This window comes from Amycolatopsis taiwanensis DSM 45107, assembly GCF_000519205.1.
In the GTDB taxonomy this organism is placed as follows: domain Bacteria; phylum Actinomycetota; class Actinomycetes; order Mycobacteriales; family Pseudonocardiaceae; genus Amycolatopsis_E; species Amycolatopsis_E taiwanensis.
Genome location: NZ_JAFB01000028.1, coordinates 97,962 through 124,243 on the forward strand (window position 1 = coordinate 97,962; position 26,282 = coordinate 124,243).

Sequence of the window (26,282 nt, forward strand, 5' to 3'; positions counted from 1 at the left end):
AACGGCAGGTTGACGCAAAGTGTGTCATGCGAGCACCTCGTGCAGATCTTCCGGCAAGTCCTCCTCATGAGCGTACGGGCCGACCACCGCACCGACCGACACGCCCGTCTTGCGGAACAGGCCGCGCGCCAGCTCGTAGACCTCCTCGGTGCTGACCGCATCGATCCGCGCGACCGTCTCGTCCACGCTGGAGTAGGTGCCGTAGTTGAGTTCCCGCTTGCCGATCCGCGACATGCGGGAAGCGGTGTCCTCCAGGCCCAGCAGCAGTCCGCCGCGCAACTGGCCCTTCGCGCGGGCGACCTCGGCGTCGGTGAACCCTTCCTTGCCGACGCGGCCGAGAACGTCCCGCAGGACGCCGGTCACGTCACCGAGCCGGTCCGGCTGGCATCCCGCGTAGACCGACAGGTACCCGGTGTCGGCGTATTGCGAGACCGACGAGTAGACCTGGTAGGCCAGCCCGCGCTTCTCCCGGATCTCCTGGAACAGCCGGGAACTCATGCCACCGCCGAGCGCGGCGTTGAGCACGCTCAGCGCGTGGCGGCGCTCGTCGTGCCGGGACAGCGCGCGCAGCCCGACCATGACGTGCGCCTGCTCGGTGTCGTCGGTATGCAGCACGAGCTTGCGGCCGCCCGCGATCCTGGCGGCGCCCCGGCGCGGCGGCAGCGGAGTGTCCGAACCGGACAGTCGTGGCCGCAAAGCCTTGCGCACCAAGCGAAGCACGCTGGCGTGCTCTATGTTGCCGGCCACCGAGAGCACCATCCGCTGCGGAGTGTAGCGGCGGCGGTAGAAGGCGCGCAGCGCCGCCGGGGACATCCCGCTGATGGACTCTTCGGTGCCCAGCACCGGCCGGGCCAGCGCGTGTCCACTGAGGATGGTCTCGGCGAACGTCTCGTGCAGCAGGTCCTCGGGATCGTCGTCGCGCATGGCGATCTCCTCGAGCACCACGCTGCGCTCGGTGTCCATGTCGGAATCCGTGCAGAGGGCCTCGAACACCACGTCGGTGACCAGATCCATGGCCAGCGGCAGGTCCTCGTCGAGCACCTGCGCGTAGAAGCAGGTGTGTTCCTTGGCGGTGAAGGCGTTGAACTCGCCGCCCACCGCGTCGATCTCCTCGGCGATCTGGGTCGCGCTGCGGTTCGCGGTTCCCTTGAACAGCAGGTGTTCCAGGTAGTGGGCGCCGCCGGCCACGCTCGGTGGCTCGTCACGGGAACCGACACCCACCCACAGGCCGACGGTCACCGAACGCACGCCCGGAACGTGCTCGGTGATCACCCGCAGCCCGCCGGGCAGAACGGTGCGCCGGACTCCCACGTCGAGGGTTCGGGTACGGCCGATCGGCTGCTCGTATCCCGGTATCTGTCGCGCCATGCGTCCCTTTGGTTCGAGCGTGAAAGCCATGAGTGACCCGTTCCTAACGAAAAACTGCTAGTAACGGGTCACTCATGGCCACTATGACTTGACAAAGCGAGAGTGACTACTTGGACTCGCTGGGCTTGTCCTCGGCAGCCTTCTCGGCGCCTTCCTCGTCCTCGTCCTTGACCAGGATCAGGCTGATCTTGCCGCGGCTGTCGATGTCGGCGATCTCGACGCGGAGCTTGTCGCCCACGTTGACCACGTCCTCGACCTTGCCGATGCGCTTGCCGTTACCCAGCTTGGAGATGTGCACCAGGCCGTCCTTGCCCGGGAGCAGCGAGACGAACGCACCGAACGCGGCGGTCTTCACCACCGTGCCCAGGAACCGCTCGCCCACCTTGGGCAGCTGCGGGTTGGCGATCGCGTTGATCTTGCTGATCGCGGCGTCCGCGGACGGGCCGTCGGCGGCGCCCACGTAGATGGTCCCGTCGTCCTCGATGGAGATGTCCGCGCCGGTCTCCTCGGTGATCGAGTTGATCATCTTGCCCTTCGGGCCGATGACCTCGCCGATCTTGTCCACCGGGATCTTCACGCTGGTCACGCGCGGCGCGTACGGGCTCATCTCGTCGGGCCGGTCGATCGCCTCGGCCAGCACCTCGAGGATGGTCAGGCGCGCGTCCTTGGCCTGCTTCAGCGCCCCCGCGAGCACGTCGGAGGGGATGCCGTCGAGCTTGGTGTCCAGCTGCAGTGCGGTGATGATGTCCTTGGTGCCGGCGACCTTGAAGTCCATGTCGCCGAAGGCGTCCTCCGCACCGAGGATGTCGGTCAGCGCCACATACTCGGTCTTGCCCTCGACCTCGTCGGAGACCAGGCCCATGGCGATGCCGGCCACCGGCGCCTTGAGCGGCACCCCCGCGTTGAGCAGGGCCATCGTGGAGGCGCACACCGAGCCCATCGACGTCGAGCCGTTGGAGCCAAGCGCCTCCGAGACCTGGCGGATCGCGTACGGGAACTCGTCCCGCTTGGGCAGCACCGGCACCAGCGCGCGCTCGGCCAGCATGCCGTGCCCGATCTCACGCCGCTTCGGCGAGCCGACCCGGCCCGTCTCCCCGGTGGAGAACGGCGGGAAGTTGTAGTGGTGCAGGTACCGCTTGGTCGTCTCCGGCGACAGCGAGTCGATCTGCTGCTCCATCCGCAGCATGTTCAGCGTGGTCACGCCCAGGATCTGGGTCTCGCCGCGCTCGAACAGCGCCGAGCCGTGCGCCCGCGGCACCACGCCGACCTCGGCGTAGAGGCGGCGGATGTCGGTCAGGCCACGACCGTCGATGCGGACCTTGTCGCGCAGGATGCGCTGCCGGATGAGCTTCTTGGTCAGCCCGCGGAACGCCGCGCCGATCTCCTTCTCCCGGTCGGCGAACGCCTCGCCCTCACCGATGCCGACCTTGCTCAGCAGGTCGGCCTTGACCTGGTCGATCGCGGCCTCGCGCTCCTGCTTGCCGCCGATGGTCAGCGCCCGCGCCAGCTCGTCGGTCGCGATCGCGGCCACCGCGTCGTAGGCGTCCTGCTCGTAGGCCGGGAACAGCGGGAACTCGGTGGTCGGCTTGGCGGCCACCTCGGCGAGCTGCTGCTGGGCCTGGCACAGCGCCCGGATGAACGGCTTGGCCGCGTCCAGGCCGTCGGCCACCGCCTGCTCGTCGGGCGCCTTGTTACCGGCGGCGATCAGGTCCAGCGTCGCGTCGGTGCCCTCCGCCTCGACCATCATGATCGCGACGTCGTCGCCGACTACACGGCCCGCGACGACCATGTTGAAGGTCGCCTTCTCCAGCTGCGACCAGGTCGGGAACGCGACCCACTGGCCCTCGATCAGCGCCACGCGCACGCCACCGATCGGCCCCGAGAACGGCAGCCCGCCGATCTGCGTGGAGGCCGACGCCGCGTTGATCGCGAGCACGTCGTACGGGTCGTCCGGGTGCAGGCTCTGCACGGTGACCACGACCTGGATCTCGTTGCGCAGGCCGTCGGTGAAGGACGGGCGCAACGGCCGGTCGATCAGCCGGGCGGTCAGGATCGCGTCGGTGGAGGGACGGCCCTCACGCCGGAAGAACGCGCCGGGAATGCGGCCGGCCGCATACATCCGCTCCTCGACGTCCACCGTCAGCGGGAAGAAGTCGAAGTGCTCCTTCGGGTGCTTCGACGCCGTCGTGGCGGACAGCACCATGGTCTCCTCGTCGAGATAGGCGACCACGGAGCCGGCGGCCTGCCGGGCCAGCCGGCCGGTCTCGAAGCGGATCGTGCGGGTGCCGAACCGGCCGTTGTCGATCACGGCCTCGGTTTCGTGCACGGCGAATGCACCTGTGTCAGTCATTGTCGTGTTACTCCTCGTTCGTTGAGGCCACGCACCACCGCACGAGGAGCGAAACCGGTCATCGATCGAAGCCCTCGGGGTATCTCCCGGGAGCCACTACCGAGGACCGGCATCTCTTGCCCTCGCGAGTGCGTCGCCCTCTCCTCTTTCTTGCTGTTATGGGAAAAACGCGAATCGGACGCCTACACGCGACGGCCGCGCTCCCCCCTTATGTACCGAGGGGGAGCGACCCGGTGGCCACTCCCCCTCGGAATCTCATCGGCGAAGGCCGAGTCGCTGGATGATCGAACGGTATCGTTCGATGTCCACCTTCATCACGTAGTTGAGCAGCCGGCGGCGGCGGCCGACCAGCAGCAGCAGACCGCGACGCGAGTGATGGTCGTGCTTGTGCACCTTGAGGTGCTCGGTGAGGCCGATGATCCGCTTGGTGAGCAGAGCCACCTGCGCCTCGGGCGATCCCGTGTCCGATTCGTGCACGCCGTACTCGGCAAGGATCGTCTTCTTCTCGTCGGTGGACAGCGCCACGCTTCGTTTCTCCTGTCGTCTTCGGGAGGATCGAATCGACGCTACGGCTCGATTCTCCGCATATACGTACCGTGTTGGCGAGACGGTACCGGCCGCCACGGACCGCAGCCGGACCCAATGAGTCAGGATATCAGCCGGTTCATCGAGCGTGTCCGGACTCCAGGGGAAACGTCTCGACGACCGAGTACCGGGCTCCGGTCGGGGCCCGATCGCTGCGCATGAGCACGACGTCGGTCGCTGTCCAGGCTTCGCTGGTGTACGCCGACAAGCGGCGCGGCAGTTCGGGCGGAACGCTCTCGCGGGTACGCGCGAGGGTCAGGTGCGGCAGGTACGGCCGGTCCCGGCCCGCGCCGGCCGCGGTCGCCAACTCGACCAGGCCCTCTCCGTATACGCCCAGGTACAGCACGTGAGAGAACGAGCCGGCGCCTTCCAGCCGCAGCGTCGGCGCGGCCTGCCCGGCCAGCCGGCGCCGCAGCCAGGTCACCCGGTCCGTGGGGTCGGCCTCCTCGCCGTAGAAGCCGAGTGTGACATGCCAGCCCTCGGGTGCGGACCAGCGCACGCTCTTGGGCGCCGAGATGCCGGAGACCTCGTCGCGAATCGACTCGATGACCTCGGGAGGCGGCACCAGGGCGGAGAACAGCAGTGGCATCTCTTCCTCACCCCCGCGAGCCGGCTCGGCGGAGCAGGTCCGCGATGGCCGGGAAGTCCTCGTCCAGGCGCTTCGCGGCCTCGGCGAGGTCCTCGTCCTCGGCGATGTCACGCAGCGCGGCCAGCGCCAACCGGTCGTCGGCGGCGACCGGGATGTTGTCCCGGCCCACCGTCGGCCGCGAGTCCCGCACATCTTCCAGCGCGGCCTCCAGCGCCTCCTTGCGCCCGGCCGCGACCTCGGGGATCAGGCACTTGCGTTCCAGCATGATCATCCGGGCGAGCACCACCGGGTTGCCGATCTTCGCCCGCCGGCCGCTCATCACCTGGCTCAGCATCGGCGCGCTGATCCCGAGCACCTCGGCCAGGTAGGCCTGCGACACATTGAACGCCACGACGAGGCGGCGCACCCGGTCCCCGAGCGGTTCGCCGTACCACTCCCGTTGCAGGGCGATATTTCGCTGGACGATTTTGTGGTCCTCCACCTTAAGTCCGCTCCCCTAGCTCCCGGTGTGACACCCCAGTGACCACTTGTATCTTGCCAGCCGGGCCCGCCTGCCTGGGTCGACTTCGGACATCGATTCGCAATCGCACGCGCCGCTACCGCAGTATCTCCCGGACCTTGGCCACGTCGGCGTCGATCTGCTCGACCAGGGCCTCGACGTCGGTGAAGGTGACCTGACCGCGCAGGTGGCTGACGAAGTCCAGCGCCACCCGCTCGCCGTAGAGGTCCTCGTCCAGGTCGAGCACGAAGGCTTCGACCGTGCGCTCCCGTCCGAAGAAGGTCGGGTTCGTGCCGACCGACACGGCCGCGGCAAGCCTGCGGTGCGGCTCCGCGGCGAGGACGAACCAGGCCGCGTAGACCCCGTCCGCGGGCACCGCGGCGAAGTGCGGGGTGGACAGGTTCGCGGTCGGGAAGCCGAGCTTGCGGCCCCGCCCTTCGCCGCGCACCACGATGCCTTCGAGCCGGTGCGGCCGGCCCAGGGCCGCAGCGGCCGCGGCGACATCACCCGCGTCGATGCACGACCGCACGTAGGTCGAAGAGAAGTTGATCTCGGCTGGCTCTCCGTTACGCATGGTGTCGCCTTGGAGTTCCGCGCCGTAGGCGACGAACCCGAACCGGCGCCCCAACTCGCGCAGCAACGCCACGTTGCCCGCCGCCTTGGCACCGAAGGTGAAGTTCTCGCCCACCACCACGGCGGCCGCGTGCAGCCGGTCGACCAGTATCTCGTGCACGAACTCGTGCGCGGGGAGCCGGGACAGTTCCGGTGTGAACGGCAGCACGGCGAACACGTCGACGCCGAGTTGCTCGACGAGCTCCGCCTTGCGCCGCAGGGTGGTCAGTTGGGCTGGGTGACTGCCGGGGCGGACGACCTCGGAGGGGTGGGGGTCGAAGGTCAGCACGACGCTGGGCAGGCCGCGCTGCCGGGCGATCTCGACCGTCCGGCCGATGAGAGCTTGATGTCCCCGGTGCACCCCGTCGAACACACCGATGGTGACCACACACCGTCCCCAGCCGCTGGGGAGATCTTCCAGGCCGCGCCATGTCTGCACGGAACAGGAGCGTAGCGGCCGACGTCATTCAGGTTTAAAGGACATCGCGCCGGCCGCGCGAGCGACCAGAACAACACAGCGTCGCGGCCGGCGCCCGTCAGCCTTGAGGGGACACCGTCGCGGGCTCTACGCGGGATCCAGGACGACGACGGTGCGGGAGACGCCGCCCGCGTCGACGGCCAGCGCGACGGCGTGCCCGTCCGGGCCGAACACGCCGTAGGTGCCCTCGATGCCGGACGCTCGGATCTGCTGTCCATATTGGAGAGACCGGGCCGCGCGTGCGTCCACTTCGTAGCGGGGGAAGGCGGCAGCGACGGCGTCGTCGAGGTTGTGGGTCAGCCCGGGGTCGGCTTCGAGCTGGGCGAGGGTACGCGCGCGGGCGAGGGTGAACGGCCCGACCGTGGTGCGGCGCAGGGCGGCGAGGTGCCCGCCGGCGCCGAGCGCCTGCCCGAGGTCCCGGGCCAGCGCCCGGACGTAGGTGCCCGAGGAGCATTCGACGACCGCGTCGAGTTCGATGTGATCCGCTTCCCGCCGGGTGGCCAGCAGATCGAACCGGTAGACGGTCACCGGGCGGGGTTTGAGGGCGACCTCTTCGCCGGAGCGCACCCGGGCGTAGGCACGCTTGCCCCCGACCTTGACCGCGCTGACCGCGCTGGGCACCTGGTCGATTTCCCCGGTGAGGTCGGCGATTCCGGCCGCGATGGCCTCGTCGGTGACCGCCGCCATGGCCGCGGGGTCCGCTGTGGACACTCGTTCTCCCTCGGCGTCGTCGGTGACGGTGCTGGCGCCGAGGAAGAACGTGGCGAGGTAGGTCTTGCGGTCGAGCGCGAGATGACCGAGCAGCTTGGTCGCGCGTTCGATACCCAGCACGAGCACGCCGGTGGCCATCGGGTCGAGCGTGCCGGCATGGCCGACCTTGCGGGTGCCCATGATCTTGCGCACCCGAGCCACCACGTCGTGGGAGGTCATCCCCGGCGCCTTGTCGATGACGAGGAGACCGGGCTCGGGTGCGGGACGGGACCTTTTCGCTTCGGGCACGGCTGAACTTTAGAGACTGTTTCGAAGCGGCTTGCGTGGCGGTGCGGGTAGCCGGGCCCGAGGCGGTTTCTCACTCCGGGATCTCCTCCTCACCGAAGGCCACCCGCTCCCCCACCGGCCGGCTCAGGCCGAGGCGGTCTGCGGCACTGGCGCGTCCCAGGATCGCCGGCGTACCTGGAACGGAATCTCCTCACCACGGGCCTGGGCCGCGAACATTTCGGCGCGGGCCCGGCGCCACCACACGAGCACCCGGAAGGTGCCGAACCCGAGCACCGCGAACACGGACAGCAGCGCGATCCGGAAGTTGCCGCCGAAGGTTTGCAACAGCACACCGATGGCCAGCGCCGTGATCGTCGTGGCGACGAAGCCACCGACGTTGACCACGCCGGTCGCGGTGCCCACCCGGCGCAACGGGTTGTAGTCCCGCGCCAGCGCGAAACCGATCATCGAGGCGGGCCCGCCCAGGGAAAGAAACGCGAAGCTGGGCACCAGGACCGCGATCGGGACCGTACCCGGCCAGGCCAGCAACAGGGCCCACACGCCGGCCGCGCCACCGAGATAACCGCAGACCAGCGGCATGCGCCAGCTCGGCCGGGCCGAAATGGTGCTGCCGATCAGCGGTCCGCCGATCAGCGAGCCGAACACGAACACGGTGAGCAGCGCGCTGGCCGTCGCGGTCGGCAAGCCTTGGGCCTGGACCAAAAACGGCACGCCCCACAGCAGGGTCAGCGTGTTCGGCGCGAACATCGTGGCGAAATGCACCCAGAACCCGAGCCGGGTGCCCGGCACCCGCCACGCGCCGGCGACCTGGCGCGCCAGCTCGCGCCCGTCCACCCGGGATGGCTTCACCATGCGTCCCGCCGGAGTGTCCCGGACCCGCAGGGACACGAAGATCGCGAAGGCGGCCGTGAGCAGGCCGGTGACCAGGAAGGTCGGGACCCACCCGGGGCCGGCCAGCAACAGGGTCAGCGGGACGGTCGCGGCGAAATTGCCGACGAAGCCGATGGCCGAGGTGAACGAGGTGACGACCGCGTACTGGCGGCCGGGGAAGTGCAGGGCGACCAGGCGCAGCACGCTGACGAAGGTCAGCGCGTCGCCGAATCCGAGCACGCCACGGGCGATCAGGCCCAGGCTGTAGGAGGTCGCGACGGCCATCAGAACCTGTCCGAGGCCGAGGAAGACCAGGGCGACGGTGAGGATCTTGCGGGGACCGTGGCGATCGACCAGTACCCCGGTCGGGATCTGCATGGCGGCGTAGACGCCGACCTGGAGAACGGTGAAGGTACCGAGCGCCGCGGCACCGACGTGGAATCGGTCCGCGGCCTGCAGGCCGGCCACCCCGAGAGAGGTGCGGTGGAACACGGCGAGGAGATAGACGGTGGCGGCGGTCAACCAGATGAGCCAGGATCGGCGGCTTGCCTTGCGGATCCCGGGTGCCTGCTCGGGCGGCACTGATGAATTCCCTTCTTAGGTTGCGGAATACGGAGGACCATTCAAAACGCGAGACGGGCGCGATCGGGAACACACCGCAACGCTGCACGCGGGCGGGGAGGCAGGCCGCCAGCGTGATCAACCGGCAACCGGCGAGGAGAAGTCACGGCCTGGCTACCCGAACACGTTCTGAACAATACTGAGACGCCCGCGCTGCCGTCCCAGTATTTGTATCGGTGTCGTGGCCGAGATCCTTACCCGTCGCCGCGGTGGTTTTGCCCACACCTCGCCCGGAAAGTCCAAAAAGGACGCTACCCTCAGCGGACCGCGCCGACCACCGCCCAGCGGCCCGAGCGCCAGCGCAGCACGACGGCGGCCAGGCGCAGGATCATGAACAGCGACAGGCCGGTCCAGATCCCGGCCAGGCCCCAGTCCAGCACGAGCGAGATCCAGATCAACGGGAGAAAACCGGCGCCCGCACTGACCAGGGTGGCGGTGCGCAGGAACGCGGCGTCCCCGGCGCCGAGCAGCACACCGTCCAAGGCGAACACCACTCCGGCGATCGGTTGCAGCACAACGAAGAACCACCAGGCGTGCGGGATCTGGCCGAGCACGTCCGGGTCGGAGGTGAACGCGTGCGGGAGAACCTGCGACACAACGGCGAACAGCACGCACAGCGCGCAGCCGAGAATCAGGCCGTACCGGGTGATCTGAGCGGCGATCCCGCGTGCCTGCCGCTCGTCCCCCGCGCCCAGCGCGGCACCCACCAGTGACTGTGCCGCGATCGCGATCGAGTCCAGCACCAGCGACAGGAACACCCACAGTTGCAGGACGACCTGATGCGCGCCGACCGCCGCGGTCGAGGTCCGCGCGGCGACCGCGGCGGCCGACACGAAGCACGCCTGGAAGCCGAGGCTCCGCAGCACCAGGTCCCGGCCGAGGCCCAGTTGTGCCCACATGATCGAAGGCCGCGGCCGAAGCGGCACCCGCTGCCTGACCAGAGCACGCACGAACAATGCCGCGGATACGACCTGTGCCGCGACGTTCGCCACGGCCGAGCCCTCCAGGCCCCAGCCCGCGCCATACACCAGCACCGGACAGAGTACGGCGGACATTCCATTGCCCGCCAACACATACCGGAGTGGGCGTACCGCGTCCTGGACGCCGCGCATCCAGCCGTTCCCGGCCATGGTCACCAGGATCAGCGGCGCGCCGAACAACGCGATGCGCAGCCACGAGACCGCCGCGGAGCCCACCTCCTGGCTGCCGGAAAGCGCTTGCGCGATCGGCCCCGCCAGCAGTTGGCCGGCGACCAGCACCACGATGCCCACCACGATCGCCAGCCAGGTGGCCTGGACGCCCTCGCTCACCGCGTCGGCCCGGCGGCCGGCGCCATGCAGCCGGGCGGTGCGCGCGGTCGTGCCGTAGGACAGGAACGTCAGCTGCGTCGACACCTGTGACAGCACGACCCCGCCGAGCGCGAGCCCGGCCAGCGGCAGCGCGCCGAGGTGCCCGACGACCGCGGTGTCCACCAGGACGTAGAGCGGCTCCGCGGCGAGAACGCCAAGCGCGGGTACAGCCAGCCCGAACACGCGTTTGGCGGGTACCTGATCGACGACCACGGCCATCAGCGTAACTGACAAACCCCGCTACAACAGTTACCGATTTTCCAGAAACGTGGGCGGACAGTCAGGCTGTGACGTCCGTGTTTCGGGTGTTCTCACCGCTCTTGGACGTCCCGGCCGGCGGAGAGCTCGATCAACGGAGCCGCGGAAAGGGCGTTCCGCACCTGCGCTAGCGCCTCTTCGACGGTGCCGTACACGGTGGCGCCGGAAGCGAGGCGGTGGCCTCCGCCACCGAGGCTGCGGGCCGCCGCCGACACGTCGATCTTGCCCAGCGCGCGCAGCGACACGGTCCATTCGCCCGGGGCCTGCTCCTTCAGCACCGCGGCGACCTCCGCGTCCCGCGTCGAGCGGACCACGTCGACCACGGCCTCGGTTTCCTCCATGCGCACCATGGCCGAGGCTTCGGCCGACACCGTCGCGTGCACGAGCCCGAAGCCCTGCGCCGACTCCGGTTCCAGCCGCGCGGTGCCCAGCACCTTCGACAGCATCGGCAGCCAGGCGAAGGGATGGTCGTCGATGATCTCCCGGGTGAGCCGCTCCGGATCGACGCCGGCCTGCAGCAGCCTCGCCGCGGCCTGGTGCGTGGCCGGGGTCGCGCGGCGGAACCCGCCGGTGTCGGTGACCAGGCCGGCGTAGAGACAGCGGGCGATCGGCTCGTCGAGCGGCACGCCCAGCTCGTCGAGCAGTTCGAGCACCAGCACCGCGGTGGCTTCCGCGTGCGGGTCGACCAGGTGGTGTGTTCCGTAGCGCAGGTTCGAAGCGTGGTGGTCGATCACCAGCACCGAACCGCCGGCCGCGCGGGTGGCCTCGATCCGGTCGGCGAGGCTGCCCAGCCGGCTCGGGCTCGGTGTGTCCACGCAGATCAGCAGCGACGAACTCGCGGGCACCTCGGCCACGGGCACGATCAGGCTCGCCACGTCCAGGCCGCGCAGGCTTTCCGGGGTCTGCCCGGGCACTGCGAAGGAGACGCGCACAGTAGCGCCGCGCAGGTGGAGGGCACGGCCGAGCGCCAGCGCGCTGCCAAGCGCGTCGGCGTCGGGGCGGACGTGCGCGAGCAGCGTTACGTCGGTGGCCGCACGCAGCAGCTCGGCGACACCGGAAAGGTCGTGCTGGGCAGGGATGCTCATGTCACGCAAGTTACGCTGTCCTGCGATGTTCCACTACGCGATCCTCGTCTACCCCGCCGCCAACCGGGTCTACGCCGACGCCTCGCCCGCGCTGCTACGCGCCGAGCTGACCGCGTTCGGCGCCACGCTGAGCACCGAACCGGTCGAGGTGGGGCAACGACGCCTCGGCGGGGTCGATTACGTGACCTTCTCCACCGCGACGCCGATGTCCGAAGAGGACGTTGCGCGGCTGTCGAACCTGTCGTCGCTGTATGCGCTGTTCGAGATCAGCGACGAGGTGCTCCGGCCGCTCACGGTGACTCCGCTGGACAGGTTCGACTCGGACCTGCTCACCATCCAGAAATACAGCGGCAAGACGAACGAGTTGTTCACCAAGCTGTTGCTCAACGTCACCTTGCTGTCCACTGTGGAGGGATTCGGCCGGGTGCGGCACGTGCTGGATCCGTTGTGCGGCCGGGGAACCACGCTCAACCAGGCGATGATGTACGGTCTCGACGCGACCGGAGTCGAGCTCGACCGCCGGGATTTCGAGGCATACCAGAAGTTCATCGTCACCTGGTTGCGCACCAAGCGGATCAAGCACACCGCGAACTCCGGGCAGCTGCGCCGGAACAAGGTCAAGCTGGGTCAGCGGCTGGAGATCGAGTTCGGCCTGACCAAGGAGTCGTACAAGGCGGGCGACACGCGCCGGCTCACCTTCTTCAACTCCGACACGCTACGCACCGACGAACTGGTGCCCGCCGGCTCGGTCGACGTGATCGTCACCGACGCGCCCTACGGCGTGCAGCACGGCAGCCACCAGGCCGAGGGGCTTTCCCGCAGCCCGCGCGAACTCCTCGCGGCCGCGGTGCCGGTGTGGGTCCGCACGCTCAAGCCCGGCGGAGCGATCGGCCTTTCGTGGAACACCCACGTCGTCAAGCGTGACGAACTGGCCGACATCCTCACCAACGCCGGTCTCGCCGTCCGCACCGACCTCGGGGACTTCTGCCACCGGGTGGATCAGGCGATCAACCGCGACCTGATCGTCGCCCGCAAGCCGATCTAGCCCCAGATTCGCGGCCGGCCGATTTCCGGTTCACAAGCGGCGGGCCGGTTGCGATGAGACACGCAACCGGCCCGCTATCCGCACCGTCAAGCAAGCCGGCCGCGTCGATCAGTCTTAGTCTTCCTCGTCCTCGCGGGGGGCGCGGTAAGGGTCCGACTCGCCGGCGTGCTGGGCGCCGGTGGCTCGGCGCGCGACTTCCGCATCGGCCTCCCGGGCCTTGGCGAGAAGGTCTTCGATGTGCCGGGCGGTGTCCTGGACGGTGTCGGCGACGAACGTCAGCGTCGGCGTGAACCGCACCCCGGTGCCCTGCCCGACCTTGCTGCGCAGCACCCCGCGTGCCGACTCGAGCGCGGCGGCCGCGCCCGCGAAATCCGGTACGGAATCGAGCTTCTCACCGAGCACCGTGTAGTAGACCGTCGCGTCATGCAGGTCCGCGGTCACCTTCGTGTCGGTGATCGTCACGTAGCTGAGCCGCGGGTCCTTGATCTCGTGTTCGATCGCCGACGCGACGATCTGGGAGATCCGCTTCGACAGCCTGCGTGCGCGAGCCGGGTCGGCCATGGCGCAGCTCCTCTTTCACCTGTGTCCGGCTTTCGGACAGTCTTTCTGCTGTTTCCGATTTTTCGACGCGCTGGTTTCCGCGCTCAGTCTTCGGGCCCGATCAACCTGCGGTGCGCGGACAGCAGTTCCAGTTCCGGCCTGCCCACCACGAACCGTTCGCACTCGTCGAGCACGTCACGCACGTGCGTGCCGTCGGCAGCGACCACCGCCACCCCGATGAGCGCCCGCCGGTGCAGGTCCAAATGGCCGGCCTCGGCCACCGCCACCTCGAACCGCTTGCGCAGCTCCGCGACCAACGGCCGGACCACCGACCGCTTCTGCTTCAACGACCGCACGTCGCCCAGCAGCACGTCGAGCTCCAACGCACCTACGAACAATGACCCTCAGGCTCCCTCAATGCCAAACGCAACCACCTCGGGGTCCAGGGGCTTGCCCCCTGGCGGGGTTGGGGGAGCTACCCCCAACGGACACCGTAAAGGCCGGAGGGGCGAACTGCCCCGGGTGCGGGTGTCCCGCATGACACCGGGCGAGCACGCCCCTCCCAACCCATGGTTTACGCGCGCGGCTTCTCGCGCTGCTCGTAGGTCTCCACCACGTCATCGACCTTGATGTCGCTGTAGGTCCCGAGGGTGAGACCGCACTCGTAGCCCTCGCGGACCTCGACCACGTCGTCCTTGAACCGCCGCAACGAGCTGACCGGCAGGTTCTCGGCGATCACCGTGTTGTCCCGCAGCAACCGGGCCTTGGCGTTGCGCCGGATCTCGCCGGAGGTCACCAGGCAACCGGCGATGGTGCCGAACTTGGAGGACTTGAAGACCTCGCGGACCTCCGCCTTGCCGAGTTCGACCTCTTCGTACTCCGGCTTGAGCATGCCCTTGAGCGCCTGCTCGATCTCCTCGATCGCCTGGTAGATCACCGTGTAGTACCGGACGTCGACACCGTCGCGGTTGGCCCGCTCGGTCGCCTTGCCCTGAGCCCGCACGTTGAAGCCCAGCACGATCGCGTCCGACGCGGTCGCCAGGTCGATGTCGCTCTCGGTCACCCCACCGACACCGCGGTGGACCACGTTGAGCTCGACCTCGTCCCCGACATCCAGCTGCACCAGGGCCGCCTCGAGCGCCTCGACGGTACCCGAGTTGTCACCCTTGATGATCAGGTTGAGGGTCGAGGTCTCCTTCAGCGCGGAGTCGAGGTCTTCCAGGCTGACGCGCTTGCGCTTCGCGGCGTTCTGCGCGTTGCGGATGCGGGCCTGGCGGCGTTCGGCGATCTGCCGGGCCACCCGGTCCTCCTCCACGACCAGGAACTTGTCACCAGCGCCCGGCACCGAGGTGAAGCCGATGACCTGCACCGGCCGGGACGGGAGCGCCTCGGTGACGTCCTCGTTGAACTCGTCGACCATCCGCCGGACCCGGCCGTAGGCGTCGCCCGCCACGACCGAGTCGCCGACCCGCAGCGTGCCGCGCTGCACCAGCACCGTGGCGACCGGGCCGCGTCCGCGGTCCAGGTGCGCCTCGATCGCGACACCCTGGGCCTCCATCTCCGGGTTGGCACGGAGGTCCAGCGTGGCGTCGGCGGTCAGCAGGATCGCCTCGAGCAGCCCATCGATGTTGATGTTCTCCCTGGCGGAGATGTCGACGAACATCGTGTCGCCGCCGTACTCCTCGGCCACCAGGCCGTACTCGGTGAGCTGCTGGCGGATCTTCTGCGGGTTCGCACCCTCCTTGTCGATCTTGTTGACCGCGACCACGATCGGCAGCTTGGCCGCCTGGGCGTGGTTGATCGCCTCGACCGTCTGCGGCATCACGCCGTCATCGGCGGCGACCACGATCACCGCGATGTCGGTGGACTGCGCACCACGGGCACGCATGGCGGTGAACGCCTCGTGACCCGGGGTGTCGATGAAGGTGATCAGCCGCTTCGTGCCCTCCAGTTCGGTCTCGACCTGGTAGGCGCCGATGTGCTGGGTGATGCCACCGGCCTCGCTCTCGCGCACCTTCGTCTTGCGGACGGTGTCCAGCAGGCGCGTCTTCCCGTGGTCGACGTGCCCCATGACGGTCACCACCGGCGGCCGGACCTGCAGGTCCGTCTCGTCGCCGGCATCCTCGCCGTAGGTGATGTCGAAGGACTCGAGCAGCTCGCGGTCCTCCTCCTCGGGGCTGACCACCTGCACGTTGTAGTTCATCTCCGAGCCGAGCAGCTCGAGGATCTCGTCGGACACCGACTGGGTCGCGGTGACCATCTCACCGAGGTGGAACAACACCTGCACCAGCGAGGCCGGGTTCGCGTCGATCTTCTCCGCGAAGTCGGTCAGCGAAGCGCCGCGCGGCAGCCGGATCGTCTCGCCGCCACCCTTGGGCAGCCGGACACCACCGACGCTGGGCGCCTGCATGTTGTCCATGTACTCCTGGCGCTTCTGCCGCTTCGACTTGCGGCCCTTGCGCGAGGGGCCACCGGGACGGCCGAAGGCGCCCGCGGTGCCACCGCGGCCACCACCGGGACGGCCACCGCCACCACGGAAGCCACCACCGGCCGGCGCACCGCCGCCGCCACCACCGGGACCGCCGCGGTAACCGCCACCGCCGCCGCCACCAGGGCCGCCACGGTAACCGCCACCGGGACCACCACGACCGGCGCCACCGGGACCACCACGGCCGGGTGCACCCGCACCACGGCCACCGCCGGGACCACCACGGCCACCGGACGGCGGAGCGGGCCGCTGCGCGCGGCCGGGCATCATGCCCGGGTTCGGGCGCGGCGGCATGTTGCCGGGGCTCGGCCGGTTGCCGCCCGGACGCGGGCCCGCGGCCGGCCGCTCGCCACCGGAACGCTCGCCGCCCGGACGTTCGGCACCGGGCCGTGGGCCACGGTCGCCACCGGAAGGCCGGTCACCACCGGGACGCGGCGGGGTGGGACGCGGTGCGGGCGCACCGGAACCAACGCCGAACGGGTTGTTGCCCACCCGCGGCGTACGCGGACCGGGCTTCGGGCCACCGGGCTTGGGACCCTGCGGCTTGGGCGGCACCACGGACGGAGTGCCGGACTGCGCGGGCTTCGCCGGACCCGGCTTCGGGCCGGGCGGCCTTGGCGTCGGCGATGTCGGCGACGTCGGCGGCTTCGGGCCGGCCTTGGCCGCGGGCACCTCCTGGGTGCGCGGCGCCTGCGGGCCCGGTCGCGGGCCGGGCCGGGGGCCCGGCACGCCGGACGGGCGCGGCTTGTCCTGGGTGGTGTCCGGAGTCCTGGGGGGCGCCGGGACGGCACCGTTCTTCGACGGCGCGGGGCCGGGCATCGGCTTGCGGCCGCCCGACCTGCCGCCAGGCTTGCCGTCCTTGGCGGAAAACGCGTCACGCAACCGCCGGGCGACGGGCGCCTCGACGGTGGACGACGCGGATTTCACGAACTCGCCCTGCTCCTTCAGCTTGGCGAGAACTTCCTTACTCGTAACACCGAGCTCCTTGGCGAGCTCGTGTACGCGGGCCTTACCTGCCACTGCTCTCCTCAACTGATGAGGCCAGGCGGTAAGGACCCGCTGACCTCGTCCTATCGTCGCGCGTTCATGGCTTCAGCTTCACGGCTGACTCATGACGGGTCGACCTGCTTCCTTCGTTCCGACTCAGTGAGGGGAGGTCCCCCACCCGGTGATCGATCAACCATGCCCGGCCGGGACATGTCCCGGATATTCGAACGTGGCTCACGTCACGCTGGTTCTCCGGCGCGCTGCTCGAGGTGCCGCCGCAGATCACCGCCGTCCAGTGTTCCAGAGACCCGTAACGCTCTGGCAAAGGCCCGGCGTCGCTCGGCCTTGGTCAGGCAACCTTGCTCGGGATGCAGCCACGCACCCCGGCCCGGCAGCCGACGACGCTCGTCGACCACCAGCCGCCCGTCCCGTGCGACCACTCGCAACAACTCACCGGCCGAAGCCCGCTCCCGACACCCGACACACGTCCGGACTGGGGTTTCCCCCACTCCGACACACGCGTCACCCGAACGCGGCCTCCGCACCATCACCAAGTTTAGCTCGTGACCACTCACTCAGCCGAACCGGTTGTGGCGGGGCGTGGTTCCGCATCCGCGGCCGCGTCACTGCGGATGTCGATCCGCCACCCGGTGAGCCGGGCGGCGAGCCGGGCGTTCTGCCCTTCCTTGCCGATGGCCAGCGATAGCTGGAAGTCCGGCACCACTACGCGGGCCGTCTTCGCGCGCTCGTCCACCACCTGAACGGATACAACCTTCGCCGGGGACAACGCATTCCCGACGAACTTGGCCGGGTCCTCCGAGTAGTCGATGATGTCGATCTTCTCGCCCCCCAGCTCGCTCATCACGTTGCGCACGCGCGCGCCGACCGGGCCGATGCACGCGCCCTTCGCGTTGACGCCCGGCACCGTCGAGCGCACCGCGATCTTGGACCGGTGCCCGGCCTCCCGCGCGACCGCGGCGATCTCCACCGTGCCGTCGGCGATCTCCGGCACCTCCAGCGCGAACAGCTTGCGCACCAGGTTCGGGTGCGTCCGCGACAGCGTGATCTGCGGCCCGCGGCTGCCCCGCGAAACGCCGACCACGTACGCCTTGAGCCGGCTGCCGTGCTCGTAGGACTCGCCAGGCACCTGCTCGGCGGAAGGCAGCACGCCCTCGGTGTCGCCGACCTGCACCACGACCATGCCCCGGGCGTTCGCGCGGGCGTCCCGCTGGATCACCCCGGCCACGATCTCGCCCTCCTTGGCGGAGAACTCGCCGTAGGTGCGCTCGTGCTCGGCGTCGCGCAGGCGCTGCAGGATCACCTGGCGGGCGGTGGTGGCCGCGATCCGGCCGAAGCCCTCCGGCGTGTCGTCCCACTCCTCGGCGACCTCGCCGTTTTCGTCGAGGGTGTGCGCGAGCACCCGCACGTACCCGGTCTTGCGGTCGATGTCGATCTTGGCGTGCGGCTGGTGGCCCTCGGTGTGCTTGTAGGCGGTCAACAACGCGGTCTCGATGGCCGCGAGCACCGTCTCGAAGGGGATGTCCTTGTCCCGCTCGATAGCACGCAGCGCCGCGATGTCCACATTCATCTTGGGTCCTCCTTGGTCGCAGCGGCGTCTTCGTCGAGCAGCTTCAGGTCCTCCGTCGGCGGTTGCTTGAACTCGATCTCGATCACGGCCTTGGCCACGTCGCGGTAGCGGACGTCGCGGATCTCCCCCTCGACGAGCACGCGGGCCGCGTCCTGGCCGGCGTGCCCGACACGGCCCACGAACCCGGCACCCTCCACCGGGTTGATCCGGACCAGCCGGTACCGCGACCGGCGCCAGTGCCGCGGCCTGGTCAGCGGCCGGTCCACCCCCGGCGAGGTCACTTCGAGCGTGTAAGCGCCCGCGATCAGATCCTCGTGCCGGTCCAGCTTCGCGGAAACCGCACGACTTACCTCGGCCACCTCGTCGAGCCCGACGCCGTCCTCGGCGTCGACAACGACCTTGACCAGCTTGCGGCGCCCCGCCTGCTGGACGTCGAGGGCGTCGAGGTCGAAACCCGCACCCGCGACGGCCTCGGCCACTATGGGCCCGAGCCGGGCGGCGAGTTCTCCGGACACCTTGGCGCTCTCCTGTTGTCTGCTGTGGTCCATCAGTGATGGACAAGCTTATCTTGTCTGCGTCAAATGGCTGAGTTCGTCTCCGCCCGGGTGGGCGGTATCCGGCGGGAAGTGGGGGTCCCGTGGTTTCCGCACCCCGGCTGGCAGGATGGCTCCCCGTGTCGTCCCTTACTCGCCGTGACCTCCTGCGGGTGAGCGCGCTGGCCGCGCTGGCCGTCCCGCTCGCCGCGTGCAACAGCGGCTTCTCCGACGAGCCCGACCCCCTCGCGCCGCTGGCCGAACAGGCTCGGGCGGACGCCGACGCGGCGAGGACCGTCCCCGGCGACCTGGCCCAGCAGGTGGCCACCGTGCGGGCGGCCCATGCGCAGGCGCTGCAGGCCGAAGTGGAGCGGCTGAACCGGCCGAAGTCCGCCACCGGGCCGGGCACGCCGCCATCCGGCGGGATCGCCGGGCTCAAGCAGGGCCTGGCCGCCGCTCGCACACAGGCCGAGGGCCTGGTCGCGACCCTGCCGCCGTACCGGGCCGGCCTGGTCGCCGCGGTCGCGGCCGGCTGCGCCGGCCTCCAGCAGGTCTCCGATGAGCTGGGTCCCGGCGAGGACCCGGGCGCGGCGGGAGCGACCGCCGCGCCGGTGCCGGCCGGGTCGGTCGACCCGCTCCAGACCGCGCTCGACGCCGAGCACGCCGCCGTCTGGATCTATTCGCTGGTCAACGCCTTCCTGCCGAACAACTACACGGCCGGCGTCAACGAGGGGACGGCCGAGCACCAGGACCGGCGCGCCGCCTGCGTCCGGATGCTCGCCGCCGCGGGCGTCACCCCGCATGCGGCCGAACCCGCCTACATCACGCCGAATCCGGTGACAGATGCCACATCCGCCAAGAGCGTGGTCGCGGCGGCGGAGTTCGATGCCACGGTGGCGTGGCAGGGCGTGCTGAACCGCACGGACGACGCAGAACTGCGTCGCGTCGCGCTGCGCGCCATGCTCGGCTCCGCGAGACGGGGCACGCGCTGGAGACAGGCCGCGAACCTCTCGCCCACCGTCGTGGCGCTGCCCGGCATTCAGCCCAGCTGAGAGCCCAGGTTGAGGGCTTCGTTGTCGACGCGACCGAGCACCGTGTCGTCGGAATGCCCGTCGTAGAACTCCGACAGCACGATCGTCACCTCGTTACCGGTGACCTTTGACGCGTACTTGCCCTCGGAGAGCTTGTTCGGGGCGGACGGGATGTGGGCCGTGCCGTCCTTGAGCAGGTCGTTGATGTTGCCGGTGCCATCACGGTCGGCGATCGCCTTGAGCTGCTGGGCCTCGCTCGAGTCGGCCGTGGTGACCACCATGACGGACACCAGCACCTGGTCGTTGCCGTAGGCGGTGTTGTAGAGCGCCCGTGCCAGGCGCTGGCAGGGGTGGTCGGTGAAGAACTTCTTCACCTGGCCGGTCGAGTTGGCCGCGCAGTTGCTGGACACCACGGGCCCCTCCGCCATGGCGAAGGAGAACTCCTTGGCGCGCGTCCCCGGCGGGGGCATCGGCGGGGCCGGCTTGTGCCGGGCCAGGTACCAGACCAGGCCGGACAGCACCGCGACCGCGACCAGCCCGCATGCCTTGACGACGTAACCGGTCCGCTTCGGGGCCGCCGGTACCCGCGGCAGCGGCGCGGTACCGGGGCCCGGCGGGAATTGGGCAACCACGGGCCAACACGGTACTGGTCTCAACCGGGACGCACGGACGGAACCCGGTCAACGAGGCCGATTCCGTCACTTTCGCGGCCGGTTTTCCCGGGTCAGGCCGACCTTCCCAAGGCAGGCCGACTTTCCGGGGGCAGACCGACCTTCCCGGGACAGGCCGACTCCGGGTCAGACCGACCTTCCCGAGACAGGCTGACTATCCGCGGTCAGGCCAACCTTCCCGGAGCAGGCCGACTCTCCGGGGCCAGACCGACCTTCCCGAGACAGGCTGACTATCCGCGGTCAGGCCAACGCGGACAGCAGCCGCTCGACGTCGTCCATGGTGTTGTACAAGGCAAAGCCGACCCGCGCCCGGCCGGCCCGGGCACTCGCCACGATCCCGGCGCCGGCCAGGCGCCCCGGCTCGGCGTCGATGGCGACGATCGCGCTCCCCTGTTCCGGCAGGCCAAGTCCGGCCAGCAGCGCGTCGGCGAGCTTGACGCAGTGGGACTTGACCGCGTTCAGGTCCACCGAAGCCAGGTACGGCAACGAAACCGCGGCGCCGGCGTGCGCCAACCACACCGGCGACAGGTCGTACCGGGTCGCTCCCCCGGCGAGGTGCATCGGCAGCCCGTACAAGGCCTGCCACGGGTCCTCACCCGCATACCACCCGGCCACGACCGGCACGCCACGCTCCAGCACCCGTGGATGCACCGAAAGCCAGGCGGCTCCGCGCGGCGAAAGCAGCCACTTGTAGCCCGCACCGGCGACCCAATCCGCCCAGTCCAGCCGTAGCGGCATCCACCCGGCGGCCTGCGTGACGTCCAGCGCCACCGGGACTCCCGCGCCCTCGGTGGCGGCGCGCAGCGCGTCGAGGTCCACCACCGCGCCGTTCGCCGACTGCACGACGCTCACCGCCACCAGGTCGTACCCGGGCGCGGCCGCGGGCACCTCGTCGAGCGGCACCTCGGTGACCGTGATCCCGCGGTGTGCCTGGGCCGCGAACGGGAACGAGACGCTGGTGAACTCCCCTTCCGCGGCGAGCACCCTCGCCCCGTCCGGCAGGCCGGCCGCGACCGTCGCCAGCAGCTGCGAAACTGCCGAGCCGATCGCCACCCGGTCGGCCGGCACGCCGATCAGGTTCGCGAAGCCCTGCCGGGAGATCGCGACCGATTCCTCGAAGTCCCCTGGCGTGTCGGCGCCGCGCCCCCACCGCTGCACCGCCTCGGCGACCGCGTTGACCGTCCGCACGGGCGGGATGCCGATGCTCGGCGTGTTCAGGTACCCGTCCGGCACCTCGAACTCTCCGTTTCCCCATTCCCTGATCGTCATAGCTCAAGCATGCCGGAGAACGCACCCCCGCAAGGAGAACCTGCCCACCCGGACCTCGTCGCCCACCCGAACCCAGAACTCACGCGCCCGAACCCAGAACTCTCACGCGCCCGAACCGATAGCTCACCCGCCTGAGCCGGGGACACAACGGCCGGAACCGGGAACTCAGACGCCTGAACCGGGGATTCAGGCGCCTGGACCGGGGACTCAGGCGTCAGAACCGGGGATTCAGGCGTCAGAACCGGGGATTCAGGCGCCTGGACCGGGGACACGCCGACACGCACCCGGTTCAGAGTCGGCGTGTCCCCGATTCAGGCGCGCGTGTTCCCGGTCCAGGCGCGCGTGTTCCCGCTTCAGGCGCGCGTGTTCCCGGTTCAGGCGCGCGTGTTCCGGGTTCGGGCGCGCGTGTTCCGGGGTCGGGCGCACGGGGAGGCTCCCCGAGTCTGTATCACCAGATCACCGGCGCGACCGCCGGGCAATAGAGCGCGCCCGTATCCAGGCCATATCCTCGTGCACCACGCGAAAGACTCGGCTACGGAGGGTTCATGGCAACGCGCCAGCAACTGGCAGCGGCGTTCGGCGAAACCAATCTTGTCACCGCACCTCCACACCCCAAAGGTGAGGGCGTTTTCCTCGTGAGATCTCCGAAGTCATGTTTCACACGGGTCTACCTGGCCACGTCCCCGGAATCTTCACTCTCCGGCTCGAGGGCCGCCCCAAGGCCTTCAATGTATTGACAGCCAGTGATGCCGAAGGAGATCTGGACGTCCTTTGTGTCGGGGCACCGAGCGCCAAGAGTTCGCTCCGCTACTGCGTGGACATCGACCACGGTCACGTTGTCCTGATCGACCTCGAAGAGGAAAGCGTTGAACTCATCAACAATTCAATTTCCACCTTCTTGGAATTTCTTCTGCATATTGGACTGTTTCTGAAGTCCGCCGACGATCAGGCAAACGATCAACAGAAGAATCCGTATTTCGACCTGCTGGTTGCCCGCCTCTCCCAGGTTGACGCCTTCGCTCTCGAAAATGCACAGAATTGGTGGCCGACGATCATGGATCGTATTCACTGCCGGTGAACCGGGAAACTAGCCGGCGTATTCCGATTCACAACGCGCCTTGCGAAGACCGCTCTACGGCCGCGAAGCCGTAGTCGAGCATCTCCGTTTCGTAGTCATGCACCGCCGGCAGCAGGGATCCGTTTCGTTCCGTGATGCGGCGGCTGAGCAGGGCCGCGTCCCGGAGTGCCACCGCGGCGCCGATCCCGGCCGGCACCATGGTGTGGATGGCGTCGCCGATCAGCGTGACGGGCACGGTTTCCCAGTGCGACAACGGCTTCGCGGATCGGACCGTGGTGGCGTGCACGGTGGCCGGATCGGTGAGCCGGACCAGCGCGCCGAGTTCCGCCGGCCAGTCCGCGATCAGCTCCGCAGCAACCTTCTGCAGCGCCAGCTTGTCCAAAGTAGACAATTCCACCGGGAGCATGGTGGACGGGCTGCCGACCACCCACATCAGATAGTCCTCGTCACCGCACGGCGTGCGGTACTCGTGCGCGGCCAGCGGCATGAACCGGCCGTCGTCGCCCGCCACCGCGGAAAACCCGTCCAGCGCCGCGGCGGGCGCCAGCTCGCGGGCCTGCGGGGTGAGCACCGTTTTGCCGAAGATGAGTGACTGGCCGGTCTCCACGACCTCCGCCTCGGGAAGCAACTGTGTCCGGATCCGCGAGTGCGTTCCGTCCGCGGCCACCAGCAGGTCCGCCTCGGCGGTCTCGCCGTTGGCGAAGCACGCCCGCACCCGGCCGTTGTCGAGCAACTCGTAGCGCTCGAACGGCGCACCGAAACGGACGTCGAGGTCGGCGAGCAGGTTCCGGCGCAGCGTGAGGCGATCGACGGTCAGGTGCTGACCGTCCGTCCCCTCGACCCGAGGCGGGACCACGACGCGGTGGACCACGCGCAACTGCGGATCGAGGACCGTCACGCCCGAGCCGAGCTTGCCCGAGGTGGCCACGACCCGCTCGTAGCGGTCGTCCGGCAGGCAGGCGCGCAGCGCGAGATCACCTTCCGGTTCCAGGTGGATGCGGTAGCCCTGACTGCGTTCATCCGGCGCCGCTTCCCGCTCGTACAGCACGACGTCGATGCCCGCCCGGCGCAAGCCGTGGGCGAGCAGTGGGCCGGACAGTCCCGCACCTACGATCAGGATCTTCATAGTTTCTAAGCTATCTGAATTCAGACGATCTGTCATGGGATCGGTAATACTGTGGTCGTGACGGAACCGGACGGACGCCTCGAAGTACGGCTCGGGGGCCAGCTGTACCTGGCGCATCGCTACGCCAGAGCGGCGGCGAACCACGCCCTGCGCAAGTACCAGCTCGACCTGCGCCACCTCGGCGTCCTGGGTTACCTCGCCGAGGACGGACCCACCAGCCAGCGAATGCTCGTGGACCGCCTGCAGATGGACAAGTCCTCGATGGTCTACGTGATCGACGAACTCGAACGACAGGGTTTGGCCGACCGGCGCAAGGACGAGCGGGACCGACGCAGCTATGCGGTGCACATCACAGCGAAGGGCCGCGAACGGCTCGCCGCCGCCATGGAAACGACCGGTGACGCGATGGCCGAGCTGCTCGTCCCGTTCTCGGTGGCCGAGCAGCGACACCTGCACGAACTGCTCGCCCGGTTCATTCAGCACGCCGAGCAGTTGTCGTGACGGCTCACAGGGAATTCACAGGTGACCCGTGGCTTGATTTCATAGTGGAGCCGCAAGCTGTGAGCATGTGCGAGGAAGGGACCGCCGCGAGCCATCCCCGGTGGACGAGCCGGGTCGCCAGGTGGCTCCCGACCCCGTCGGTCACGCCGTTCACCTTCTGGTACCTGATGGTTCTGCTGGCTACCACCGTCATCCAGCGCGTCGTCGACGAGAACGTGTCCGCCGAGTTGCTGCAGCTGTCCAGCACCGACGCGCACAACCTGTGGCACCGCCCGATCGAGAGCCTGGTCAGCAGCGCCCTGTGGATCACCGACTCGGGCTGGGTCGCCTACGTGCTGATCTTCGCGTTCACCGTCGCACCACTGGAACGACGGATCGGCGCCGGGTGGACGTTCGCGGTCTTCGCCAGCGGACACGTGCTGGCCACGCTCGCCAGCGAGCTTCCGGTGATGTGGAGCATCGACGCCGGATGGTTGCCCGAGACCGACGGGCACTGGCTCGACATCGGGGTCAGCTACGGCTTCTTCGCCACCGCCGGAGCGATGCTGACCATTGTCACGCCCAGGCTTCGCCCGTGTTTCCTGCTCGCCGCCGACCTGGTGATCGTCGTGATTTACCTCACCGACGAGCCCGGTTCGTTGCTGTCCGTGGTGACCCTTGCCGGGCATCTCATCGCCCTGCACATCGGCCTCCTCGGCTGGCGGGGATGGCTGCAGCGCCGTGGCCTGGCCGGCACGCTGCGCTTCACCTGGCCCACCCGCCGCCGCGACCCTGATCAGGTTCGCCCGGCCGCAGCCTTGGCTGGCTCCGTCCCGCAATGAACCATGGGGACATGCGATGGCTCGAACTCGAAGGCGCGGTCAACGCGCGGGATCTCGGTGGGCTGCCCACCGTTGACGGCGGGCGTACTGCCGAGCGAAGGCTGCTTCGCTCGGACAACCTGCAGGGATTGACCGCCACCGACATCAAGCTCCTGGTCGAGGAATTCGACCTGAACACCGTGGTCGACCTGCGCTCCACGCATGAGGTCAGGTCGGAGGGGCCGGGCCCGCTGACCGCTGTCGAGTCCGTGCGGCACGCGCACCACTCCGTACTGCCCGAGCGCGGCAGGGCGACCGACGCCGCGGCGGACGCCCTGTTGACCCGCCGCGAACGCCTGGTCGCCCGCTACCCCGATGACCCGATGTGCGCGTTCTACCTCGGCTATCTGGAAGACCGTCCGGACGGCGTGATCGGCGCGCTGCGCTCGATCACCCGGTCCCGCGGCGCCGCGCTGGTGCACTGCGCCGCCGGCAAGGACCGGACGGGCGTGGTGGTCGCGCTGGCGCTGTCGGTGGCCGGCGTTGAGCGAGAAGTGGTGATCGAGGACTACGCGGCCAGCGGTACCCGCATCGGCGCGATCCTCGCCCGGCTACGCGCGTCACCGACGTACGCACGGGATCTCGAACGAGGTCCCGGCGACGACGAGCATCGTCCCCGCGCGGAGACGATGGCGGCCTTCCTGGAGCAGGTCGACCTGCGCTACGGCGGCGTTCACTCGTGGCTGTCCGGCCACGGGTTCGACGGCGACGAAACCGAGACGCTCCGGGCGAAGCTACTGGCCGAGGCGTGACAGGGACTTCTCAACGCTTGCCTGGTCGACGAACCCGCAATTCGGCCTCCCGAACCGGGAACACAACGGCCTGAACCCGGAACACAGCCGCCTGAACCGGGGACACGGACGCCTGAACCGGGGACACAGCCGCCTGAACCGGGGACACGG

The 26,282-nt window shown here is 69.3% G+C and carries 25 protein-coding genes; 6 read left to right on the top strand and 19 right to left on the bottom strand.

Features of this window, described 5'->3' with window-relative positions; genetic code table 11:
- Positions 1–24 precede the first annotated feature (24 nt).
- The 10 genes from A3CU_RS0122515 to A3CU_RS46105 all read right to left on the bottom strand — a co-directional run bounded on the left by A3CU_RS0122515 (position 25) and on the right by A3CU_RS46105 (position 11,663).
- A complete protein-coding gene (locus tag A3CU_RS0122515; RefSeq protein WP_027944211.1) occupies positions 25–1,368 on the bottom strand; it encodes a M16 family metallopeptidase in 1,344 nt (447 codons plus the stop codon).
- A gap of 106 nt (positions 1,369–1,474) precedes the next feature.
- A complete protein-coding gene (locus A3CU_RS0122520; RefSeq protein ID WP_027944212.1) occupies positions 1,475–3,718 on the bottom strand; it encodes a polyribonucleotide nucleotidyltransferase in 2,244 nt (747 codons plus the stop codon).
- A gap of 255 nt (positions 3,719–3,973) precedes the next feature.
- Positions 3,974–4,243, bottom strand: a complete 270-nt coding sequence (rpsO, locus tag A3CU_RS0122525; RefSeq protein ID WP_027944213.1) for a 30S ribosomal protein S15 — start codon at positions 4,241–4,243, stop codon at positions 3,974–3,976.
- A gap of 139 nt (positions 4,244–4,382) precedes the next feature.
- A complete protein-coding gene (thpR, locus tag A3CU_RS0122530; protein ID WP_027944214.1) occupies positions 4,383–4,892 on the bottom strand; it encodes an RNA 2',3'-cyclic phosphodiesterase in 510 nt (169 codons plus the stop codon).
- Positions 4,893–4,899: 7 nt separating this feature from the next.
- The gene (locus A3CU_RS0122535; RefSeq protein WP_027944215.1) at positions 4,900–5,373 is read right to left on the bottom strand and encodes a helix-turn-helix domain-containing protein; all 474 of its coding nucleotides are present in this window, start codon (positions 5,371–5,373) and stop codon (positions 4,900–4,902) included.
- A 115-nt stretch (positions 5,374–5,488) separates the two neighbouring features.
- Positions 5,489–6,442 carry a bifunctional riboflavin kinase/FAD synthetase gene (locus A3CU_RS0122540; RefSeq protein WP_084143594.1) on the bottom strand — a complete coding sequence of 318 codons (954 nt, stop codon included), beginning with the start codon at positions 6,440–6,442 and terminating at the stop codon, positions 5,489–5,491.
- Positions 6,443–6,568: 126 nt separating this feature from the next.
- Entirely contained in the window at positions 6,569–7,480 is a 912-nt protein-coding gene (gene truB, locus A3CU_RS0122545) for a tRNA pseudouridine(55) synthase TruB (RefSeq protein WP_084143596.1), read from the bottom strand.
- A gap of 123 nt (positions 7,481–7,603) precedes the next feature.
- Positions 7,604–8,932, bottom strand: a complete 1,329-nt coding sequence (locus tag A3CU_RS0122550) for an MFS transporter (protein WP_027944218.1) — start codon at positions 8,930–8,932, stop codon at positions 7,604–7,606.
- 296 nt (positions 8,933–9,228) lie between these two features.
- The gene (locus tag A3CU_RS0122555; RefSeq protein WP_425388271.1) at positions 9,229–10,533 is read right to left on the bottom strand and encodes an MATE family efflux transporter; all 1,305 of its coding nucleotides are present in this window, start codon (positions 10,531–10,533) and stop codon (positions 9,229–9,231) included.
- Between the two features lie 98 nt (positions 10,534–10,631).
- The gene (locus tag A3CU_RS46105; protein ID WP_052371996.1) at positions 10,632–11,663 is read right to left on the bottom strand and encodes a DHH family phosphoesterase; all 1,032 of its coding nucleotides are present in this window, start codon (positions 11,661–11,663) and stop codon (positions 10,632–10,634) included.
- A gap of 25 nt (positions 11,664–11,688) precedes the next feature.
- On the opposite strand from A3CU_RS46105, the gene A3CU_RS0122565 reads away from it, so the two are divergent.
- On the top strand, positions 11,689–12,708 hold the full coding sequence (locus A3CU_RS0122565) for a TRM11 family SAM-dependent methyltransferase (RefSeq protein ID WP_027944220.1): 1,020 nt from the start codon (positions 11,689–11,691) through the stop codon (positions 12,706–12,708).
- Positions 12,709–12,822: 114 nt separating this feature from the next.
- Here the strand turns inward: A3CU_RS0122565 and rbfA are convergent, their stop codons facing one another.
- The 6 genes from rbfA to rimP all read right to left on the bottom strand — a co-directional run bounded on the left by rbfA (position 12,823) and on the right by rimP (position 18,826).
- Positions 12,823–13,269, bottom strand: a complete 447-nt coding sequence (gene rbfA, locus A3CU_RS0122570) for a 30S ribosome-binding factor RbfA (RefSeq protein ID WP_027944221.1) — start codon at positions 13,267–13,269, stop codon at positions 12,823–12,825.
- 83 nt (positions 13,270–13,352) lie between these two features.
- On the bottom strand, positions 13,353–13,646 hold the full coding sequence (locus tag A3CU_RS0122575; protein WP_027944222.1) for a DUF503 domain-containing protein: 294 nt from the start codon (positions 13,644–13,646) through the stop codon (positions 13,353–13,355).
- A gap of 176 nt (positions 13,647–13,822) precedes the next feature.
- On the bottom strand, positions 13,823–16,756 hold the full coding sequence (gene infB / locus A3CU_RS0122580) for a translation initiation factor IF-2 (RefSeq protein ID WP_027944223.1): 2,934 nt from the start codon (positions 16,754–16,756) through the stop codon (positions 13,823–13,825).
- A gap of 206 nt (positions 16,757–16,962) precedes the next feature.
- Positions 16,963–17,271, bottom strand: a complete 309-nt coding sequence (locus A3CU_RS51290; protein WP_084143598.1) for a YlxR family protein — start codon at positions 17,269–17,271, stop codon at positions 16,963–16,965.
- A gap of 23 nt (positions 17,272–17,294) precedes the next feature.
- On the bottom strand, positions 17,295–18,311 hold the full coding sequence (nusA, locus tag A3CU_RS0122585) for a transcription termination factor NusA (RefSeq protein ID WP_027944224.1): 1,017 nt from the start codon (positions 18,309–18,311) through the stop codon (positions 17,295–17,297).
- The gene (gene rimP, locus A3CU_RS0122590) at positions 18,308–18,826 is read right to left on the bottom strand and encodes a ribosome maturation factor RimP (RefSeq protein WP_043842122.1); all 519 of its coding nucleotides are present in this window, start codon (positions 18,824–18,826) and stop codon (positions 18,308–18,310) included. The genes nusA and rimP overlap by 4 nt, the downstream gene beginning before the upstream one ends.
- Before the next feature lie 158 nt (positions 18,827–18,984).
- On the opposite strand from rimP, the gene A3CU_RS0122595 reads away from it, so the two are divergent.
- Positions 18,985–19,896, top strand: coding sequence for a ferritin-like domain-containing protein (locus tag A3CU_RS0122595; RefSeq protein ID WP_027944226.1), 912 nt, complete (start codon positions 18,985–18,987; stop codon positions 19,894–19,896).
- On the opposite strand, the gene A3CU_RS0122600 is transcribed toward A3CU_RS0122595, so the two are convergent.
- Positions 19,884–20,507: a hypothetical protein gene (locus tag A3CU_RS0122600; RefSeq protein WP_027944227.1), complete on the bottom strand. Its 624-nt coding sequence runs from the start codon at positions 20,505–20,507 to the stop codon at positions 19,884–19,886. The genes A3CU_RS0122595 and A3CU_RS0122600 overlap by 13 nt on opposite strands.
- Positions 20,508–20,786: 279 nt before the next feature.
- A complete protein-coding gene (locus A3CU_RS0122605; RefSeq protein WP_043842123.1) occupies positions 20,787–21,815 on the bottom strand; it encodes an aminotransferase class V-fold PLP-dependent enzyme in 1,029 nt (342 codons plus the stop codon).
- Positions 21,816–22,467: 652 nt separating this feature from the next.
- Here A3CU_RS0122605 and A3CU_RS55190 point away from each other — a divergent pair.
- Positions 22,468–22,893, top strand: coding sequence for an SUKH-4 family immunity protein (locus A3CU_RS55190; RefSeq protein ID WP_084143600.1), 426 nt, complete (start codon positions 22,468–22,470; stop codon positions 22,891–22,893).
- 28 nt (positions 22,894–22,921) lie between these two features.
- On the opposite strand, the gene A3CU_RS46110 is transcribed toward A3CU_RS55190, so the two are convergent.
- Positions 22,922–24,019: an FAD-dependent oxidoreductase gene (locus A3CU_RS46110; RefSeq protein ID WP_052371998.1), complete on the bottom strand. Its 1,098-nt coding sequence runs from the start codon at positions 24,017–24,019 to the stop codon at positions 22,922–22,924.
- A 57-nt stretch (positions 24,020–24,076) separates the two neighbouring features.
- Between A3CU_RS46110 and A3CU_RS46115 the strand changes: the two genes are divergently transcribed.
- The 3 genes from A3CU_RS46115 (at position 24,077) to A3CU_RS0122630 (ending at position 26,132) form a co-directional block, all read left to right on the top strand.
- The gene (locus A3CU_RS46115) at positions 24,077–24,520 is read left to right on the top strand and encodes a MarR family winged helix-turn-helix transcriptional regulator (protein WP_169739675.1); all 444 of its coding nucleotides are present in this window, start codon (positions 24,077–24,079) and stop codon (positions 24,518–24,520) included.
- Positions 24,521–24,585: 65 nt separating this feature from the next.
- Positions 24,586–25,341: a rhomboid-like protein gene (locus A3CU_RS46120; RefSeq protein WP_211246488.1), complete on the top strand. Its 756-nt coding sequence runs from the start codon at positions 24,586–24,588 to the stop codon at positions 25,339–25,341.
- Positions 25,342–25,352: 11 nt separating this feature from the next.
- On the top strand, positions 25,353–26,132 hold the full coding sequence (locus A3CU_RS0122630) for a tyrosine-protein phosphatase (RefSeq protein WP_027944230.1): 780 nt from the start codon (positions 25,353–25,355) through the stop codon (positions 26,130–26,132).
- The last annotated feature ends 150 nt before the right edge of the window (positions 26,133–26,282 follow it).